Source organism: Clostridium sp. HBUAS56017 (assembly GCF_007115085.1).
Classification (GTDB): domain Bacteria; phylum Bacillota; class Clostridia; order Clostridiales; family Clostridiaceae; genus Clostridium; species Clostridium cibarium.
Genome location: NZ_SULK01000011.1, coordinates 124,597 through 143,174, shown reverse-complemented (window position 1 = coordinate 143,174; position 18,578 = coordinate 124,597). Strand labels below are relative to the sequence as shown.

The following is an 18,578-nucleotide window of genomic DNA, read 5'->3' as shown; positions in this document are numbered from 1 at the left end:
ATGCTTGAGCCGTATGAGCGGGAAACTCTCACGTACGGTTCTTAGATGAGGGAAAGGGAGCAATCCCTTTTTCTTAATCGATTATACTAGTAGAATATTTAAAGACAAGCTTAATTCAATAAATGCAGTCCAAAGTATGTCTAGGGTTGGTCGTTGCATCGATAATGGGCCAATGGAAGGGTTTTGGGGTATTCTTAAATCAGAAATGTATTACCTTAGAAAATTCAGTACTTATGAGGATCTTGAGCAAGCTATAAAAAACTATATAGAGTTCTATAATACGAAAAGATTACAGAAGAAATTAAAAGGCATGGCTCCAATTGAATATAGGAGCCACACTTTAGCATCATAATTTTTTTATTATTTACCCTGTCTCCTTGACAGGGGGCAGTTCATAATCACTGGTCTTTTTAAAATACTATCTTTTTTCTAAATCTATATATTCTCGTCTTTCAGCAACATTCATATAAGCAGGACGAATTATCTTGTTTGTATTAATAAGTTCTTCGATCCTATGAGCACTCCAACCAGAAATACGTGCAATAGCAAATATAGGTGTATATAATTCTAATGGTAAATCCAACATGCTATATACAAATCCACTATAAAAATCTATATTAGCACTTACCCCTTTATATGTCTTCCTTTCAGCCTCAATAATTTTAGGTGCTAGTCTTTCCACAAGAGAATATAGGTTGTATTCCTTTTTTAAGCCTTTTTCTTTAGATAAACTTTCAACATACTTCTTAAATATATTTGCACGAGGATCAGACACTGAATATATAGCATGTCCCATGCCATATATTAATCCTGCCTTATCAAAGGCTTTTTTATTTAATAATGCCTTTAAGTAATCGGAAACTTCATCTTCATCTTCCCAATTCGATATCTTCTCTTTCATATCCTTAAACATTTGTACAACTTTAATATTCGCTCCACCATGCTTTGGTCCTTTCAGTGATCCAAGTGCTGCTGCAATAGTAGAGTAAGTATCAGTTCCAGAAGATGATACTACATGAGTGGTAAATGTTGAATTATTCCCTCCTCCATGTTCTGCATGAAGTACTAATGCTATATCTAAAATTCTTGCTTCAAGTTCTGTATATTTACTATTTGGACGTAACATATATAATATATTTTCAGCTGTAGATAATTCCTCTTTAGGAGTATGAATTATAAGACTCTTATCATTATAATAATGAACATATGCCTGATATCCATAAACAGATAAAAGCGGAAAAAGAGCTATTAACTGCAAACATTGCCTTAAAACATTAGATACACTTGTATCATTTGCATTTTCATCATATGAATATAGTGTAAGAACACTTCTCGCTAAAGTGTTCATCATATCAAAACTTGGAGCTTTCATTATAATATCTCTAACAAATGATGTTGGAAGCGTTCTATATTTAGAAATTAGTTTTTTAAAATCATTCAATTTTTCTCCTCTAGGAAGTTCACCTAAAATTAGAAGATAAGTTACTTCCTCAAATCCAAAACGATTTTCACTTACAAATCCACGAACTATTTTTTCTATATCTATTCCTCTATAGAATAACTTTCCCTCACAAGGAATACTTTGTCCATCTCTATCCACCTTAGATTGTATTTCTGATATTTCTGTTAATCCAGTCAAAACCCCATTTCCGTTTAAATCTCTAAGGCCTTGATTAACTTCATACTTGGTATATAAACTTGAATCAATTGAACTATTTCTTATACACAATTCCTTTAAGTCTATAATCTCTGGAGTAACATCCGAGTAATTAATTTGAAGTATATTCTGCATATTCACATCTCCTTTCACTTTATTTCCCCAAGGGTACACTTTTCCTTTTTCTAACATTTTACTTATTTAAGTTATATTTTAACATATTGTAAAAGATATAGTCTAGTTATTTTTAAATTCACTTTTTTTAAACTTTTATGTTGATAATTTAAAAATAACCATTTATTTCCTTTTTGCGAGTTTTAATTATAGGAAACTTCCCCAGCAAATTAATATAGTAATAAAGTTAATTTTCTTTCACTTCTTCCTCACTTTTTGAAATCTCTTTACTAGTACCATATATCTTTATGTCTTTGCTATTTCTAATCACACCACAAGAAAGTTTTCCATTAATACTTATAAATCCATTGAAACTCATGTCCATAATCTTATCTGATTTTACTTTTCCTTCCACCTCTACTCTAATTGTATTATCCTTTCTCACTATATAATCTCCTATATTAAATTCTGTTATATCATCTTTAAATATATTAATATACTCACTGCCACTTTCCTTTTTCAACTCATAAGTACTACCATCTGTAATCTCATCTATTAATATTCTTCTAATAATATCTTCATCTATTTTTTCTTCCTTATGAAGATTATCTTTTACATTCATATCTACAGATTTAATCTTCCACATTCCCCTACTCTCATCAAATAGTATTTGACCTCTAATATTAAAACTTTCATAGCATGCACCATTACTTAATATCAAATTTGCTTTGAATACTTTTCCATTATCTCTCCCGTATTCTTCAAACTTTATTCCACTAACATCCTTAACATAACTTCCATAAAATTTTTCCCCTGTAACAGTTGATAAGCCCTCTTTTTGCAATAATTCTTTAACAAAACTTTCAGCAGTTGAACTTACTTCTATATTTTTAGTATTTTCAATATCCATAGACGAATAAACCCACTTATCGCTATCATAATTAAATTTCAAAGTTGCCGTTTCAACTGCTAAATTATCCTCTAAATTAATCTTAAACTGAACATTAACAACGTCAATTTTATACTTTTCTGTAACTCGATTAATTATTGTTACTTCATTTAAATTAGAATCACTAATTTCTATTTTCCTATCATCTAACTCTATACTCTTACCTATAAGAGTTTGCCTTATCTCATTGGAACTAATAACTTGTACAGATAATAATCTCACAATAATAATTATTCCTAGAATCATAACGATTATCACCCCAGCAAACCCTAATATTTCCTTATTTTGTTTTATAATATTTATATAATTTTTATCACCAAACACAATATTTTCATTATTTTCAATTTTGTCGTTAAAATTATTACTATTCATAACTCTATTCCTTTCAAAAAACTTAATGATTTTATTATAATTATAACCAATTTTTACCATATGTTGAATATTTATATTCTCTGAATTTTCGTCATTTTTTTCATATCATACTTAATCATCTTGTATTTTTATCAATTAAAATTATTCTTTGTTAATTTATTTCATAATTATTAAAGTTTTCCCTCCCATTTCCGAAAAATTATAATATACGATAAATTAGGGGGCTATATTTATGAAAAATGAAGCAAAAAGTAAAACTAAAAAAATTTCTAGAAGTAACTCTAAAAGTAAAAACACTCAAAAATTAAAATTTTTTAACACGATCAAAAACAAAATAATTATAATGTTATTTTCACTAATAGTTATTACAGTAACATTACTAAGTGTTTCTGCTATTTTTCAATTTAATTCCAGTATTAATAATGAGTTTGATAAAAGTTCAAATAGTTTAAACATGTCCGTAAATCAAAACATTAATTCAAAATTTACTGCTATAGAAGAATCTATGGACTATATTATTAAAGAAAGTAAATTTGATAATAGTCCTGAATCAAATACAAATATAAATAATATGCTTAAAACACTTAACGAAAGTGATTCTAGTATAATTCTTGCTTATTTCTATAATAATAACTCAAGAAATCTTCAAATATATCCATATGCAGATACTTCATCTGTAAATTTTGAAACAAGAGATTGGTATAAAAAAGCTAAAGAATTAAATGGAAAATTTGCTGTAACAAATATTTATAAGGATTCCATAAGCAATAGTAATGTAGTAACTTTATGCAAAGCAGTTATGGATAATCAAAAACTTTTAGGTATTATTTGCGTAGACTATGATTTAAAAAATCTTTCTGATTCTATTTCAAATATCACTTATGGTGAAAAAGGAGCAATATGCCTTGTTGACACTGCTGGACTTATAATTGCACATTCACAAAAAGATTTAATAGGTGAATCTGAATTTTCAGATAGTGACTGGACTAAATTAAGAAGCAATTCTTATGGGGAATCTGAGCTAAAAGTTAGAAATGATTTATATAAATTAAAATACACAACATCAGATATCACTGGATGGAAAATTATCTTAGAAACTCCTAAATCTGAATATAATAAATCAATAAATTCTTTTAGTATTCAGATGCTACTTATAACAATTATTCTTTTAGTCATAGCAACAGTTATAGGAACGCTCTTTGCAAGAAAACTTGATAAAGGCATAACTCTGATCAAGGAAGGTATTAACAGAAGTAAGGCTGGCGATTTTAGTACAAATATTATAATTTCATCCAAAGATGAACTTGGGCAACTTGCAGAAAATTTTAACGAAATGCAAGTTTCAGTTTCTAACCTTATTCATCACGTAGATAACTCTGTTACAGAAGTAAATAATTCTTCTAATAGCTTATCACTTATGAGTGAAGAAGTAGCTAATTCAATGAATGAAATAGCTAATACAATAACTGAAATATCTAGAGGTAGCATGGAATCTGCTCAAAATCTTGAAACATTATCTACTAATCTAGAAAATGTTTCCGATCAAATTAATAATATAAATTCAGCAAGTAACACAATTAGTTCTGTTGCTAAAAACACAAATAGTTTAAGTAAAGAAGGCGTAACAATAATAAAAACTGTTATGGACAAATCTGTTGAAACTAAAAATAGCACAGCAGATGTAACTAACGTAGTTTCTAGCGTTGCTGAGAGTGTGAAAAATATTGCAGCTATCAATGAATCAATATCTCAAATTACTGAGCAAACCAATCTTCTTGCTTTAAATGCTGCCATAGAAGCTGCTAGAGCTGGAGAAGCTGGTAAAGGATTCGCTGTTGTCGCAGATGAAATACGAACACTTGCAGAAGAAACTGCTGTTTCAGCAAAGGATATTGATAATATAATTACTGAAGTTGTAAGCAAAGTTAATCTAGCTGTAAAACAAGTTCAAGATACAAATTTCATAGTACTTAGTCAAGAAGAATCAGTAAATCAAGCTGAAAAAATATTTACTGACATTATAATTTCATTATCTGACTTAACAACTAAGCTTGACGAAATTATTACTGGAATAGATGAAGTTAGTATAAATAAGGATAAGATTGTTGCAGAAGTTGAAAATATATCTTCAATTGGTGAAGAAACTGCTGCTGGCACTGAAGAAGTTACTGCATCTACAGAAGAAGTCTCAGCTTCTTCACAAGAATTTGTAAGTTATGCTAATAAACTTAAATCCTTATCTGACGAATTAACTGCTGAAATTAGCAAATTTAAATTACAGTAAATAAAACTTTTAAAAATGTCTATATACTTAAATTTTAAGTATATGGGCATTTTTTAATTTGTGTTTTATTATTATTTCAATTTATCACCAATTTCATTGCAATTAAGAACTTTTTAAATTATTATTTAAGAAATGATAAAAAATGAATAATAGAAATTCAACTTAATTGTAAAAGGAGAAACAATTTATGGCATCACTAATTAAAGAACAAATCAACATTCTCATAGTTGATGATGAAGAAAGTATAGTAGAATTTATTAAAATGGGTTTAGAATATGAAGGCTTTAATGCTTATGTAGCTTTTGATGGTATCCAAGCCGTTTCATTATCTAAAAAAATAAAACCACACTTGATTATCTTAGATATTATGCTTCCTGGAATGGATGGTTTTGAAGTTTGCTCTCAAATAAAAAAGATAATAAATTCACCTATTATAATGTTGACAGCAAGAGATGACATAGATGACCGTGTAAAAGGCTTAAATCTAGGTGCTGATGATTATATGCTAAAGCCTTTTAGCTTTAAAGAATTAATTGCACGCATCAACGCTCGTCTTAGAAATAGTTTTCCTGAACTCAATGATGTAAATCGTATAGGAGATTTCTATATTGATGATAGAGCTCATGAAATTACTTATTGTGACAAGGTTTTAGATTTACCACCTACTCAATATAATTTGCTTAAATATTTACTATTAAACAATGGGTTAGTTCTTAGTAAATCAACAATTCTTCAGAAAGTTTGGGGCTATGATTTTAATGGTGAAGAAAATATTGTTGAAGTTTATATACGATATCTAAGAGATAAGATCGGAGATAAGGATCATACTATTATAAAAACTATTCGCGGTATTGGATATAAGGTGGTTGTATAATGAAAATTTTAAACAAAAGAATAAAATTTAAAAGCTTACAATGGCAATTATTTTCCCGTTTCTTCTTAATATTATTGGTTCTATTATTTGTAATGGGATTATCTCAATATATAACTACAAAAAACTATTTATCTAAAAGTAAGGTCAAAACTCTTTCAGCACAATTTCACAATATAGATATGAAATTCTTAACCCAATTATCCTCAACTGAAGCTCTTAATAAATATGGATTCATAATTATGGATAAATTAGTTTCTATTAATACAGAAGCATCAATTATAGATAAGAGTGGTAACACAATTCTAACATCAAAGGATTTATCCCATAGCCAACTAGAAGAAAATCATCACAAAGATGAAGAAGATAAAGATAAAGAAAAGAAAACATTCTCTATTCCCAAGCTGCCTAATAACGACTATACGGAAATATTAAATCAATACGGTAATCTAGAGAAGTATTTTAAATTAGTACAGGATGAAAATAATAACTTGCATTTAGTTGTATGGCGTAAACTAGGTCCTATAAATTCTCCAACTGGATTAATTCAATTAAGCACACCTGTAGATGACATCGAAGAAATCCTTAGTAAAGAAATATCAATATATTCAGGAATATCTATTCTTATATTGATTTTAGGAACTATACTAGGTGCAGCAATTTTTAAAAGGACTTTAACACCTTTATCGAATATGAATAAAACTCTTGAAAATATTACTGTAGCTCAATTAAATACTAGACTTCCTGAAAACAATGAGCAACTGGAAATAGATACTCTATCAGCTTCTTTTAACAAAATGCTTCAAAGGATAGAAACTTCCTTTGAAAAAGAACAATCTATTAAAGAAAAAATGCGACAATTTGTTTCTGATGCTTCTCATGAACTTAGAACTCCACTTACTTCAATCCATGGATTTGTAGAAGTTTTACTACGTGGCGCTGCAAAAAATGAAAAGCAGCTAGACTTAGCGCTAAATAGCATATTATTAGAAAGTGAACGTCTTACAAAATTAGTTAATGACCTTCTTGTACTAAATAGACTTGACCAAAATACCGAAGTTAAATTTGAAAAAGAAAATATCAATATAGTTATTGATGAAATATCTCCTCAACTTAAAATTTTAGCTGGTAAAAGAAAAATTGAAATAGAACTAGAAAACAACATATTTGTTAATATAAATAAGGATCAAATTAAGCAAGTAATATTTAATCTTGTTCAAAATTCGATAAGACACACTAACGAAAATAATGGTATAATAACCCTCTCTACAAGTACAGAAAATATAGAATCTAATAAATTCTTGGTACTTAAAATTAGCGATAATGGTTCAGGAATATCCGAAAAACATCTTAATAAAATTTTTGATAGATTTTTTAGAAGTGAATCTCATAGGGCACGTGAGCAAGGTGGTTATGGTCTAGGACTTTCAATAGTAAAATCTATAGTAAATGCTCATAATGGCAAAATCACAGTTTCTAGTGAATTAGGAAAAGGAACTACTTTCTCTCTCTATATATACTTAGCAGAATAACACACCTTAAACTAAAAGTTATCTAAATTAGGATTGCAAATTCCTATTTTAGATAACTTTTTTATTCTCACCTTAAAAACATCTACATACATAAGTTTCCAAAAGTATTTTCTCAGCTAATTCTAAGGAAACTCTAAAGTATTATTAAGGTTCATTATATATACTCTGATTATAATAAAAAAACAATTTTAAATGTGTGGTGATATATTTGACTTTAATTACAATGGAACTTCTCTTCTTAATATTGATAATTTCTATATTGTTTTTAATATTCTTCACTAAAAACAAACCAAATATTGTATCAGAAAAAAGTTACTATATTCTTGGAACATTAATAAATTTAAAAGTATTTGGTAAAGAATCTGAAAAAGCTATCGATGAAGCGATTGAACGTCTTATCGATATAGATAATAAAATGTCAGCCTTTAAAGAATCTAGTGAGATATCAAAAATAAACAAAAATGCTGGAATAGCACTTCAAACTGTAAGTAATGAAACCTTTTCATTAATTGATAAATCTATTAGTTATAGTGAATTATCAGAAGGAGCCTTCGACCCTACCATAAGGCCTTTAGTTTCTCTTTGGGGAATAGGTACTAAATCTGAACGAGTACCAACTGAAATTGAAATAAATGATAACTTAAAACTAGTTAACTATAGAGATATAATTTTAAACAAAGACGATAACTCTATAGGCTTAAAAAAACAAAATCAATCTATTGATCTTGGAGGTATAGCTAAAGGTTATGCCGCAGATGAAGTTGTAAATATCTTTCTAAAACACGGTATAAAAAGTGCCATAATAGACCTTGGTGGAAATATTTTCGTCTTAGGCAATAAAAACAATGAATCATTCTGGAATGTTGGTATTCAAAATCCATTTATGCCACGAGGAGAACATATAGGAATACTTAGTTTAAAAGACAAATCTATAGTTACCTCTGGTAATTATGAAAGATTTTTCATTAAAGATAATAAAGCATTTCATCATATAATTGATCCTAAAACTGGTTATCCATCTAGTAGCAATGTAATCAGCGCTACAATAATTTCTGATAATTCAATAGATGGTGATGGTCTTTCAACTGGTGTTTATATTATGGGGTTAGATAAAGCTCTAGATCTTATTGAATCTATTAAAGGTGTAGATGCAATATTTATAACAAACGACAAAAATGTTTTCGTCACATCTGGAATTAGGCATAACTTTAAGTTATCTAATACTGAATTTATTTATAATAATAATTGAAATTAAAAGGAGTTATTAAAATGTTAAAAAAGATTAAGAAAATGCAAGTAGTTAGACATGTAATACAATTAATATTATTTTTTCTTTCTCCAGGGCTATATATTCTAGCCTTTAGTGAATTCAAAAAAATATATCAAATGATTATTGATGGTAATTTTCACTTTATTCAGGCTTTTCCTGGATTACTTGAATTCGTAAGTGCTATTATAGCAACCATGTTGTTAGGTAGGTTTTTCTGCGGATGGTTCTGTGCCTTTGGTACATTTAATGATTGGATTCATTTACTATCTAAAAATGTTTTTAAAATTAATTTTAAAGTTAACAAAAAAGTTGATTCAATTTTAAAGTATATGAAATATGTAGTTCTATTAATGCTTATAATAGTATCTTGGACAATTACAAGTAATATATTTAATAATACAAGCCCTTGGGATGCTTTTGCTCAAATAACTGATTTCTCATATGTTATTACAAATCTTACTATTGGATTTATACTTTTAATTTTAATAACAATTGGTGCTTTTTTTGTTGAAAGATTTTTCTGCAGATACTTATGCCCCCTAGGTGCAATATTCTCTATAGTTTCTAAAATAAGTATCTTTAAAATTAACAAACCAAATGATAAATGTGGCAAATGTAGAATTTGTACAAGCAATTGTTCAATGGGATTGCCTCTATATAAAATGAATTATGTTCGCGGTGGAGAATGTATAAATTGTTTGAAATGTTTAGAAGTATGTCCTAGAAAAAATACCCATGGAAATATAGTTAATCAAGATATTAATCCAGCATTAGCTAGTTCTGTAGCAATTGCTACATTTGCTGGTGTTTATGCTTTAAGCAATGGTACAAGCTCAGTTTTAACAGCTAGCGGTTTAGCTTCATCTACTGGTATAGTTTCAGATAGTGCAACTAGTTCTACACCAAATTATGGTGATGGAACCTATACTGGTACTGGTACTGGTTTTAAAGGTGCTACAACTAAAATTTCTGTTATAATAAGTGACGGTAAAATCACTAGTATTGATACAATTTCACAAGGTGATACTCCTAGTTTTTATCAAAAAGCAATAGGAACTATATCAAAAAAAATAATTTCTACTCAATCAACTTCAGTAGATACGATTTCAGGGGCTACTTTTAGCTCTAAGGGAATCATTGAAGCGGTAGAAGCTGCATTAAATAAAGCTTCTGGAAGTTCTTCAACAAGTAATGCTAATACGTCCTCTAACTCTAATACTAACAATAACAATACTGCTAAGTCATCAACACAAACCAATACTAACTCTAGCAGTAAAACTACCAACGGAAATACTACAACCGCTAATACTAATCAAAGTTATAAAGATGGAACTTATACTGGTACTGGTACTGGTTTCAAAGGTGGAACAACAAAACTTTCAGTAACTGTTTCTTCAGGCAAAATCAGTGCAATTAAAACAATATCTACGGAAGATACACCAAAATTTTATCAGAGAGTTGAAAATACAATAACAAGCAAAATAATTTCTACTCAATCAACTTCAGTAGATACTGTTTCAGGGGCTACTTATAGCTCTAAAGGAATTATGACAGCTGTAAAAGATGCACTAAGTAAAGCATAAAACTCCATAACAATAGCAGAGTAACTTTTTACTCTGCTGTTTTTAATATATAGATTTATTAATTCGTTATAACTTCCATGCCAATTTCCCCATTATTTATTGATAACCAAAACTTATTAATAAATTTATAATTTTTACATCATTGACTTGTTTTTAAAAAAGGATACAATATAAATATGAAATACGTAAAAATTTTTAAAGCATTATCAAATGAGGCACGTTTAAATATTTTAAAGTGGCTTAAGTCTCCTGACCTCTATTTCCCACCACAAAATCATTCTTTGGATGAAGATGACTTTGTTAATGGTGTTTGTGTTGGATCAATTAAGGATAAATCTGGTTTATCTCAATCCACAACATCTGAATACCTATCAATACTTCAAGATGCTGGTTTTCTTGAATCAAAACGTATAGGTCAATGGACATATTTTAAAAGGAATGAAGAATTCATAAAGCAACTATCTAACTGGATTGGAAAGGAGTTATAAAATGTAAAAAGATTTAGTTTATATTCTAAATCTTTTTATTTACATTATTTTTATATTAATGTATAGCTTTCTTTTTATATTTCTTCCCTGATACTTCAACACTTCCAACTGTTATTAACGCATTATCGTCAAATCCATTTACAATAGATTTTAACTTAGATATTTCTAAACGAGATACTACCACATATATAACATTTGTTGCAGAACCCTTATATGCTCCTTTTCCATCTAGAAGAGTTACTCCTCTTCCAAGCCTTGCAGTTAAAGCCTCTGATATTTCCATATAATCATCTGAAATAATCATTACTGCTTTTGATTCATCTACTCCCTCAACTACTATATCTATGACCTTGAAAGCAATAAAATATGCTATTAGTGAATACATTGCTCTATCCCATCCAAAAACAAATCCTGCTCCACCTAATATAAATAAATTAAAAAACATCACTATTTCCCCAACAGAAAAACTAAGTTTTTTATCAAATATTATAGCTACTATCTCTGTACCGTCTAATGCTCCACCATTCCTTATTATTATTCCGACTCCAACTCCTAGTATTATTCCACCAAATACTGATGCTAATAAAACATCTTGAGTTATACCTGGTATAGGATGAAAAATCGATACTGCAATAGAAAAACAAACTACAGAAAATAAAGTACATAGTGTAAAAGTCTTTCCTATCTGTTTATATCCGACAATAAAAAATGGAATATTTAATACGAAGGTAAATAATCCAAGAGGTAACTGTGTTAAATAACTTGCCATAATTGATATTCCTACAATCCCGCCATCAATTACATTATTAGGTATTAAGAATATTTCTAATCCAACTGCTGCAAGAATTGAACCTAATATCATAAATACAATTTTACTAATCTTAGTATATATACTATTACTTTTTTTCATTACTTTTTATCTCCTCTCTATCTTTAATATATTGCATTCTTTTTCTAATTATAATTAAATTATATTAATATCAAGAATAATTGTATGTTTTGTATTTTACCATAATTCTTTAATTTCTCCAAATTTCCAATGTATTTCAACAATTAATTTTATTAGAAATTTGGTCTAAAAAAAAGGATATGTCAAAATATTTTTGACATATCTTTTTTTAACAAATAGATATTATTAACATTCTCTATCCTTCTTATCGTTCAACTTTTCCATTTCCTTCAAATAACTAATTTGAGTTTCTGTCTTTCCCTGATACTTTAAATTATCTTCAATATTTCTACTATTAGTTGCAGTATCTATAGCAAGTTTCATTTCTTGAAATTGTTGCTTGTTAAGCTTTATGTAACTCCCACAACTTGGACAAGCAACGCAATATCTTTTGCTATATGGTATTATAGGAATAAAAAACAAAGTAAACCACGTTCTTATGACATATAACTTCCAAATACTTGTTGTATTACAATAACTACAAGTCTGTTGGAATACTGGTCCAATTGATCTTTTAGTAACTCTTCCCCATCCCCAAATTAACATTATTATCACCTCATCTAAAGTTTTCCATCCAATTGTACCATTTAACTACATACCATACAACTTAAAACTTTAAATCCAAAAATAATATCAAAATAGATTAGAAATCTGAATACAATATTAATAAAAAAACAAATTAGCTATAATTTTAAACTTTTATTCTTCTTACACTACAAGATATGAAAAAATTCACCATGAAATATATTCCTGCCAAAGCCCCAAAAAGTAAAAATACTTGAGTTGAACTTACAAAACTACCCATTAGTATCATTCCTTTCCCTGTAAACTCTTCTATTCCTACTGCCCATAAAAATGATGTATCTTTAATTACTGTTACCACTTGAGACAAAAGTGTTGGAATACATCGTCTAAAACTTTGAGGTAATACTATATATCTTAAAGTTTGTAACTTAGAAAATCCTTGTGAATAAGCTGCCTCATACTGACCATTATTAACAGAATTTATTCCTCCTCTTAAGATTTCTGCCATTACAGCTGACGTAAATAAAGTAAATGATAATATTCCTGAATATACAGGCTTTATGGGTACTAAAAATCTTATAGACAATATCCATAATAATAAAGGGGTATTTCTAAATACCTCTATATATAATATAGATAATCTTTCAATAATCCCTTTTGAATAATTTCTTAGTATTGCAAGAATAGTTCCAAATATTAAACTTAACACAATTGTTGAAAAAGCTATTATCAACGTTAATTTTATTCCTTCCAATAAAAATAACGCATTTGTACTATTGAAAACTTGTGATATCATTATATTCCCCCTTCAACAAAAGTTATTCTAGAATTTATAGAGGATTTGCATGTATTTTTTCTTTCTTTCTTCTTTAGCTCTAGTCTTCTTGCAAATCTTGAAAGAGGATAACATAGTATAAAGTATAAAATACCTGTTACCACATAAGCTGGTCCGTAATACATATTTCCAGATGACCACGAGTCTGCTCTATACATTAAATCTCCCCCAGCAATCATTGCTAGTACAGAAGTATTTTTTATTAGATTTACAAGTTGATTAGTAAGTGGTGGTATTATAATCTTTATAGTCTGCGGTAAAATAATATATCTCATGGTCTGAGTATGAGTAAATCCCTGAGACTTGGCTGCTTCAAATTGCCCTTTAGATATAGATGTTATTCCTGTTCTCACAACTTCAGATATATATGCACCATGGTATATACCAACTCCTATAACTCCTATGACAAATACAGGCAAAACTACTTTTATATATGGAAGTCCATTAAACAAAAAAAATATCTGTATTACAAGCGGTGTATTTTGTATTAATTCTACATATGTTCTGCTAATAATCTTTAAAATTCTAATTTTGCTAGTAGAAAACATTCCAAAGACAACACCTAAAATTAAAGCTAATATTAAACCTAAAACTCCAACTGCAAGAGTTATAAAAAAACCATTTAAGAATACATCAAATTGACTAAAAAGCGCTTTCCATTTAAATAAAGCAAATGGCCCATTCATTATTTTATCTCCCACTTTTGGATTAACTTATCCATTTCCCCTGAAATCTTCATATCATTTACTACTTCATTAATAAGTTTAGCCAATTCTGTATTCTCCTTTTTACTTGCAATTCCATACTCTTGTGGGTTATATCTATCATCTAATATCACTGTTGAATCATCTACATATCCATTTAAAATGGAAGCATCAACTGCAAAACAGTCAACTCTGCTTGAATCTAATGCTGCTTTGATTTCAGGATAACTACCAAATTCCGAAAATTTCAATTTCACTCCTTGCTTACTTGCTTCATCCTCTAATGCAACCTTAGTTGTAGAACTTTGTGCTACTCCCACGGTCTTTCCATCTAAGTCCTTTAATGATGATGCCCCTAAACTCTTCTTAACTAGTAGCCCTACTCCATCTTTCAAATATGTGTCTGAAAAATTATAACTCTTCTTTCTCTCTTCTGTTATTGTAAATGTTGCTGCAACCATATCTACTTCCCCATTATCAAGTAGTGGTCCCCTTGTCTTAGCTGTAACCCCTTGTAATTCAATTTTATTTTCTTCTCCAAAGATTTTCTTTGCTACTTGTTTTGATAAATCTACCTCAAATCCTTCTATTTCCCCTGTAGATGCATTTTTGTAACCAAACTTAGGCACATCTACTTTCACTCCAACTTTTAATACTCCTCTATCTTTTATTACCTGAATTTCTCTTGACTCGGAACTATTTCCCGAATCTTTTGAATCTGTTCCACATCCAGCCATCATCATAGATAAGCCTATTCCTATTGCTAATATTAATTTTTTAAATTTCATATTTTTGCCCCCTTTTAATAAAATGTTATCTTATAACTTTGCTCAAAAAACTTTTTGCTCTTTCGTTTCTAGGATTATTAAAAAACTCCTCTGGCTTTCCTTCTTCGATTATCTGTCCATTATCCATAAAAATAATCCTATCTGCTACTTGTTTAGCAAAGCCCATTTCATGAGTAACTACAACCATAGTAATGTTCTCTTTTGACAATCCAACTATTACATCTAATACCTCTTGAATCATTTCAGGATCTAATGCTGAAGTTGGCTCATCAAATAACATTATTTTCGGATGCATATTTAGTGCTCTTGCAATTGCAACTCTTTGCTGCTGTCCGCCTGACAATTCATTTGGATAAGCATTAGCTTTATCAGCAAGCCCTACCTTCTCCAAGTATTTTAATCCTGATTCCTCTGCAACTTTCTTACTTACATTTTGAAGTTTTATAGGTGCCAAAGTAAGATTTTCTAGTACAGTCATATGTGGATATAAATTAAATTGCTGAAAAACCATGGATGTATATTGTCTAACATTAACTAAATTCTTTTTTGAGCTTAGATCATTTCCCTCTACTATTACTTTACCTTCTGTAGGCTCTTCCAAATAATTCATACACCTTATAAGAGTTGATTTTCCAGAGCCACTAGGTCCTATCACAACTAATTTTTCACCTTCATTAACCTTTAAATTTATATTTTTTAGAACATGCACATTCCCAAAATTCTTAACTACATTTTCTAAATTTATCATCTAAGTCCCCCCTTTAATTTAAGCCAATATATGCTTTTATGAATTTTCACATATTTCTTTTAGATACCTAGTTAATTTTACATTTTCGTTATAGTCAACTTTACAATCTACAATTGCTGGTACTGTTTGCTTAAAAGCTTCTTCTAGTGTTGGAATTAAATCTTCAGCCTTCTCAATAACATATCCTTTAGCATTCATACTTTCTGCTAATTTTACAAAGTCTGGATTAGTAAAATCAACATAACAACTCTTTCCATATTGATCAAGCTGTTTCCATTTAATAAGTCCATAATTGCTATCGTTAAATATTAGTGTTACAAACGGCACCCCTATGCGAATAGCTGTCTCAATTTCTTGGCAATTCATCATAAATCCACCATCACCAGTTATAGTTAAAACCTTTTTATCTGGATTAATTAATTTTGCTGCAATTGCTCCCGGCACCCCTATCCCCATAGTTGCAAAACCATTTGAAATTATACAAGTATTTGGCTTATAGCAATTATAATACCTTGCAATCCACATCTTATGTGCCCCAACATCAGAAACAAGAATATCGTCTGGCCCCATAACTTTTCTAACATCAGACAAAATCTTTTGTGGCTTCATAGGAAACGACATATCATCAGCATAACTTTCATATTCATCCTGAATTTTTTTCCTAATTTCTAATGCATATTCTGGCTCATCTTTTCTTGTTGTCCTTCTTTTTATATTTAATAGAGATTCTGAAATATCACCTATAACCTCTACTTTGGGCTGATATAGCTTATTAATATGAGCTGGTCTTGTGTCAATGTGTATAATTTCAACATGTCCATCTGGATTCCATTTTGACGGTCCATATTCTACAATGTCATATCCAACAGCAATAACTAAATCTGAATTCTCAATTAATTTATTTGCATAGTCTTTTTGCGGAATTCCAATGGTAGCTATTGAATAAAAATTATCACAAGGAATTATCCCCTTTGACATCATGGTCATAATAACAGGAATCTTTAAATCTGTTGCAAACTTTGTTAAAGCCTCACTTGCATTTCCTCTTACAGCACTACTTCCTGCCAATATTATTGGATTTTTTGCTTTGAATATCTCCGCTGCTGCTTCTTCAATAGTTTCTATCTCTGCTACTTCCTTAGGTGGTAACTTCTTTCTTAATGGTTTCTCACCATAATCTACTTTCATTTTTGATATATTAACAGGCAAATCAATATGGCATGCCCCAGGTTTTTCACTTTCAGCATATTTAAATGCAATACGTACAATTTCATTTACTGTACTAGGACGAACAATCATCTTACTCCTCTTTGTAATTGGTTCAAACATCTTGCATAAATCTAAAAACTGATGAGATGTTAAGTGCATTCTTTCTGTTCCCACTTGTCCAGTTATAGCTACTAACGGTGCTCCATCACTATGTGCATCTGCTACACCAGTTACCAAATTTGTAGCACCTGGACCAAGTGTAGATAAACATACCCCTGCCTTTCCGGTTAATCTACCATAGACATCTGCCATAAAAGCTGCACCTTGTTCATGTCTAGTTGTTATAAATTTAATAGAAGAATGATATATTGCATTCATAACTTCAAGATTTTCTTCTCCTGGAATACCAAAAATATATTCTACTCCTTCTTCTTCTAAGCACTGCACTAATAACTCTGCCGTATTTAGTTGTGTCTTTTTAGATCCCTTTTTCTCTATTGTCTTAATCTCCATTGTTTTAATCCCCATTTCAAGTACTTTTTAATAAAAAACATAAATTGTAATAAAAAAGGAGCCTTGGCATAAATACCAAAGCTCCATCGCTAAATGTTAAATCTTGTAATAAATTATAACTATCCTCACTACTAAAGTCAATCTATTTTACAATTCTGTTTTTTTAATAGTTTTTTAGTTGATTTAGTTTATATATTTAAAAAATACTTTCAATATTTCTTTCATTATTTATTATATAAACTTAAATTTTTTAAGAAATCATAAGCTACCTCTTTTTTCGTTACAAAACAAGTACAAAGACAGATAACTGAATTCTTTTCATTATATTTTTCCCAATAGGTAGTGTATTTATAAATATCCTGATTAAATTTATTGATAAAACAAGCCAATAATACCTTATTAGTATCATTGGCTTGTTTTTAATTCATTGCTAATAATTTAGCTTGTCTCATTTTTTCATATTTAAATAATCTTAAAACTGTATATGAACCAAATATAGCTGTGTAAGTAATTAATCTTAAGTAATCTAACTCTTTATCATTAAATAATATAAGTACTATATGAAGATATGCTAAAAAATAAAATGCATATGCCCATCTTTGAAGTCTTTTCCACTTGACTGCCTTCATTCTTCTTCTTATTTTTTTTATTGACGTAATGAATAAAGGTATCATAATAATAAACCCGATAATTCCAACTACTATGTATTCTAAATACAACACCGAGAATGTTCCTTCACTAAACATTTTAGGAAGCTTAAGTAAGATAAAACGAGTAAAATATATAATACCGTGAGGCAACATAAGGATAGATCCTATTATTGCTAGTTCTGCTCTAATTCCTAATAGTTTTCTTGTTATTTTCCATTTTGGATTCAATGCACCTGCAAACATTACTAAGATAAAAAATGCTATTGAAATTAATCCCCTAATAGAAACTTTTTCTAAAGAAAGAATAAATCCACCTAAATTTGCCCCTGAAGCAATTCTAAGGATTTCATAAGTAGCAGTAATTATTGCAATTACTGTTGCTATAGAATAATAAATATAGCTATTCTTTTTTATGCTTGCCGTTAAAAACAAAGCTAAAGTTGTTACAATAATTAATGACATAATTAAATTCATATGAATCTCACCTCTTTTTTATTGATATTAATTATCATTATAGTTTGCTATACTTTGGAAGTC

Annotated in this window: 16 protein-coding genes and 1 pseudogene; 7 read left to right on the top strand and 10 right to left on the bottom strand. The window is 29.1% G+C overall.

What is annotated here, in order from left to right; translation table 11 throughout:
• Nucleotides 1–130: 130 nt before the first annotated feature.
• Nucleotides 131–352: pseudogene (locus tag FAY47_RS11170) on the top strand (IS3 family transposase); the annotation flags it as partial.
• A gap of 66 nt (nucleotides 353–418) precedes the next feature.
• Here the strand turns inward: FAY47_RS11170 and FAY47_RS11165 are convergent.
• Nucleotides 419–1,792, bottom strand: a complete 1,374-nt coding sequence (locus FAY47_RS11165; RefSeq protein ID WP_143316790.1) for a citrate/2-methylcitrate synthase — start codon at nucleotides 1,790–1,792, stop codon at nucleotides 419–421.
• Between the two features lie 226 nt (nucleotides 1,793–2,018).
• The gene (locus FAY47_RS11160) at nucleotides 2,019–3,092 is read right to left on the bottom strand and encodes a hypothetical protein (protein ID WP_143316789.1); all 1,074 of its coding nucleotides are present in this window, start codon (nucleotides 3,090–3,092) and stop codon (nucleotides 2,019–2,021) included.
• A gap of 232 nt (nucleotides 3,093–3,324) precedes the next feature.
• Between FAY47_RS11160 and FAY47_RS11155 the strand changes: the two genes are divergently transcribed.
• The 6 genes from FAY47_RS11155 to FAY47_RS11130 all read left to right on the top strand — a co-directional run bounded on the left by FAY47_RS11155 (nucleotide 3,325) and on the right by FAY47_RS11130 (nucleotide 11,120).
• Nucleotides 3,325–5,376: a methyl-accepting chemotaxis protein gene (locus tag FAY47_RS11155; protein ID WP_143316788.1), complete on the top strand. Its 2,052-nt coding sequence runs from the start codon at nucleotides 3,325–3,327 to the stop codon at nucleotides 5,374–5,376.
• A gap of 187 nt (nucleotides 5,377–5,563) precedes the next feature.
• Nucleotides 5,564–6,250, top strand: coding sequence for a response regulator transcription factor (locus tag FAY47_RS11150; RefSeq protein ID WP_143316787.1), 687 nt, complete (start codon nucleotides 5,564–5,566; stop codon nucleotides 6,248–6,250).
• Entirely contained in the window at nucleotides 6,250–7,779 is a 1,530-nt protein-coding gene (locus FAY47_RS11145) for a HAMP domain-containing sensor histidine kinase (protein WP_143316786.1), read from the top strand. Before FAY47_RS11150 ends, FAY47_RS11145 begins: the two co-directional genes overlap by 1 nt.
• 223 nt (nucleotides 7,780–8,002) lie before the next feature.
• On the top strand, nucleotides 8,003–9,028 hold the full coding sequence (locus tag FAY47_RS11140) for an FAD:protein FMN transferase (RefSeq protein ID WP_143316801.1): 1,026 nt from the start codon (nucleotides 8,003–8,005) through the stop codon (nucleotides 9,026–9,028).
• A gap of 20 nt (nucleotides 9,029–9,048) precedes the next feature.
• On the top strand, nucleotides 9,049–10,632 hold the full coding sequence (locus FAY47_RS11135) for an FMN-binding protein (RefSeq protein ID WP_143316785.1): 1,584 nt from the start codon (nucleotides 9,049–9,051) through the stop codon (nucleotides 10,630–10,632).
• A gap of 176 nt (nucleotides 10,633–10,808) precedes the next feature.
• Nucleotides 10,809–11,120, top strand: a complete 312-nt coding sequence (locus FAY47_RS11130; protein ID WP_143316784.1) for a metalloregulator ArsR/SmtB family transcription factor — start codon at nucleotides 10,809–10,811, stop codon at nucleotides 11,118–11,120.
• A 55-nt stretch (nucleotides 11,121–11,175) separates the two neighbouring features.
• Here FAY47_RS11130 and FAY47_RS11125 read toward each other — a convergent pair whose 3' ends face one another.
• The 8 genes from FAY47_RS11125 to FAY47_RS11090 form a co-directional block, all read right to left on the bottom strand.
• Nucleotides 11,176–12,030 (bottom strand): YitT family protein, encoded by an 855-nt coding sequence (locus FAY47_RS11125; RefSeq protein WP_143316783.1) that lies wholly within the window; start codon nucleotides 12,028–12,030, stop codon nucleotides 11,176–11,178.
• 225 nt (nucleotides 12,031–12,255) lie between these two features.
• Nucleotides 12,256–12,615, bottom strand: coding sequence for a zinc-ribbon domain-containing protein (locus FAY47_RS11120; RefSeq protein ID WP_143316782.1), 360 nt, complete (start codon nucleotides 12,613–12,615; stop codon nucleotides 12,256–12,258).
• Between the two features lie 145 nt (nucleotides 12,616–12,760).
• Nucleotides 12,761–13,387 carry an amino acid ABC transporter permease gene (locus FAY47_RS11115; protein ID WP_143316800.1) on the bottom strand — a complete coding sequence of 209 codons (627 nt, stop codon included), beginning with the start codon at nucleotides 13,385–13,387 and terminating at the stop codon, nucleotides 12,761–12,763.
• Nucleotides 13,388–13,389: 2 nt separating this feature from the next.
• Nucleotides 13,390–14,115: an amino acid ABC transporter permease gene (locus FAY47_RS11110; RefSeq protein WP_143316781.1), complete on the bottom strand. Its 726-nt coding sequence runs from the start codon at nucleotides 14,113–14,115 to the stop codon at nucleotides 13,390–13,392.
• The gene (locus tag FAY47_RS11105; RefSeq protein WP_143316780.1) at nucleotides 14,115–14,921 is read right to left on the bottom strand and encodes a transporter substrate-binding domain-containing protein; all 807 of its coding nucleotides are present in this window, start codon (nucleotides 14,919–14,921) and stop codon (nucleotides 14,115–14,117) included. The genes FAY47_RS11110 and FAY47_RS11105 overlap by 1 nt, the downstream gene beginning before the upstream one ends.
• 25 nt (nucleotides 14,922–14,946) lie before the next feature.
• Nucleotides 14,947–15,669, bottom strand: a complete 723-nt coding sequence (locus FAY47_RS11100; protein WP_143316779.1) for an amino acid ABC transporter ATP-binding protein — start codon at nucleotides 15,667–15,669, stop codon at nucleotides 14,947–14,949.
• A gap of 36 nt (nucleotides 15,670–15,705) precedes the next feature.
• Complete coding sequence (locus FAY47_RS11095; RefSeq protein ID WP_143316778.1) at nucleotides 15,706–17,391, bottom strand: acetolactate synthase large subunit; 1,686 nt, start codon at nucleotides 17,389–17,391, stop codon at nucleotides 15,706–15,708.
• A 419-nt stretch (nucleotides 17,392–17,810) separates the two neighbouring features.
• Nucleotides 17,811–18,515, bottom strand: coding sequence for a ferric reductase-like transmembrane domain-containing protein (locus FAY47_RS11090; RefSeq protein WP_143316777.1), 705 nt, complete (start codon nucleotides 18,513–18,515; stop codon nucleotides 17,811–17,813).
• Nucleotides 18,516–18,578 lie beyond the last annotated feature (63 nt).

Excerpts from the sequence above, each read along its gene's own strand:
- FAY47_RS11090 (WP_143316777.1), bottom strand. The coding sequence starts at position 18,515 with ATGAATTTAATTATGTCATTAATTATTGTAACAACTTTAGCTTTGTTT.
- FAY47_RS11100 (WP_143316779.1), bottom strand. The coding sequence starts at position 15,669 with ATGATAAATTTAGAAAATGTAGTTAAGAATTTTGGGAATGTGCATGTT.
- FAY47_RS11155 (WP_143316788.1), top strand. The coding sequence starts at position 3,325 with ATGAAAAATGAAGCAAAAAGTAAAACTAAAAAAATTTCTAGAAGTAAC.
- FAY47_RS11130 (WP_143316784.1), top strand. The coding sequence starts at position 10,809 with ATGAAATACGTAAAAATTTTTAAAGCATTATCAAATGAGGCACGTTTA.
- FAY47_RS11120 (WP_143316782.1), bottom strand. The coding sequence starts at position 12,615 with ATGTTAATTTGGGGATGGGGAAGAGTTACTAAAAGATCAATTGGACCA.
- FAY47_RS11110 (WP_143316781.1), bottom strand. The coding sequence starts at position 14,115 with ATGAATGGGCCATTTGCTTTATTTAAATGGAAAGCGCTTTTTAGTCAA.
- FAY47_RS11145 (WP_143316786.1), top strand. The coding sequence starts at position 6,250 with ATGAAAATTTTAAACAAAAGAATAAAATTTAAAAGCTTACAATGGCAA.
- FAY47_RS11165 (WP_143316790.1), bottom strand. The coding sequence starts at position 1,792 with ATGCAGAATATACTTCAAATTAATTACTCGGATGTTACTCCAGAGATT.
- FAY47_RS11125 (WP_143316783.1), bottom strand. The coding sequence starts at position 12,030 with ATGAAAAAAAGTAATAGTATATATACTAAGATTAGTAAAATTGTATTT.
- FAY47_RS11140 (WP_143316801.1), top strand. The coding sequence starts at position 8,003 with ATGGAACTTCTCTTCTTAATATTGATAATTTCTATATTGTTTTTAATA.
- FAY47_RS11095 (WP_143316778.1), bottom strand. The coding sequence starts at position 17,391 with ATGGAGATTAAGACAATAGAGAAAAAGGGATCTAAAAAGACACAACTA.
- FAY47_RS11135 (WP_143316785.1), top strand. The coding sequence starts at position 9,049 with ATGTTAAAAAAGATTAAGAAAATGCAAGTAGTTAGACATGTAATACAA.
- FAY47_RS11105 (WP_143316780.1), bottom strand. The coding sequence starts at position 14,921 with ATGAAATTTAAAAAATTAATATTAGCAATAGGAATAGGCTTATCTATG.
- FAY47_RS11160 (WP_143316789.1), bottom strand. The coding sequence starts at position 3,092 with ATGAATAGTAATAATTTTAACGACAAAATTGAAAATAATGAAAATATT.
- FAY47_RS11150 (WP_143316787.1), top strand. The coding sequence starts at position 5,564 with ATGGCATCACTAATTAAAGAACAAATCAACATTCTCATAGTTGATGAT.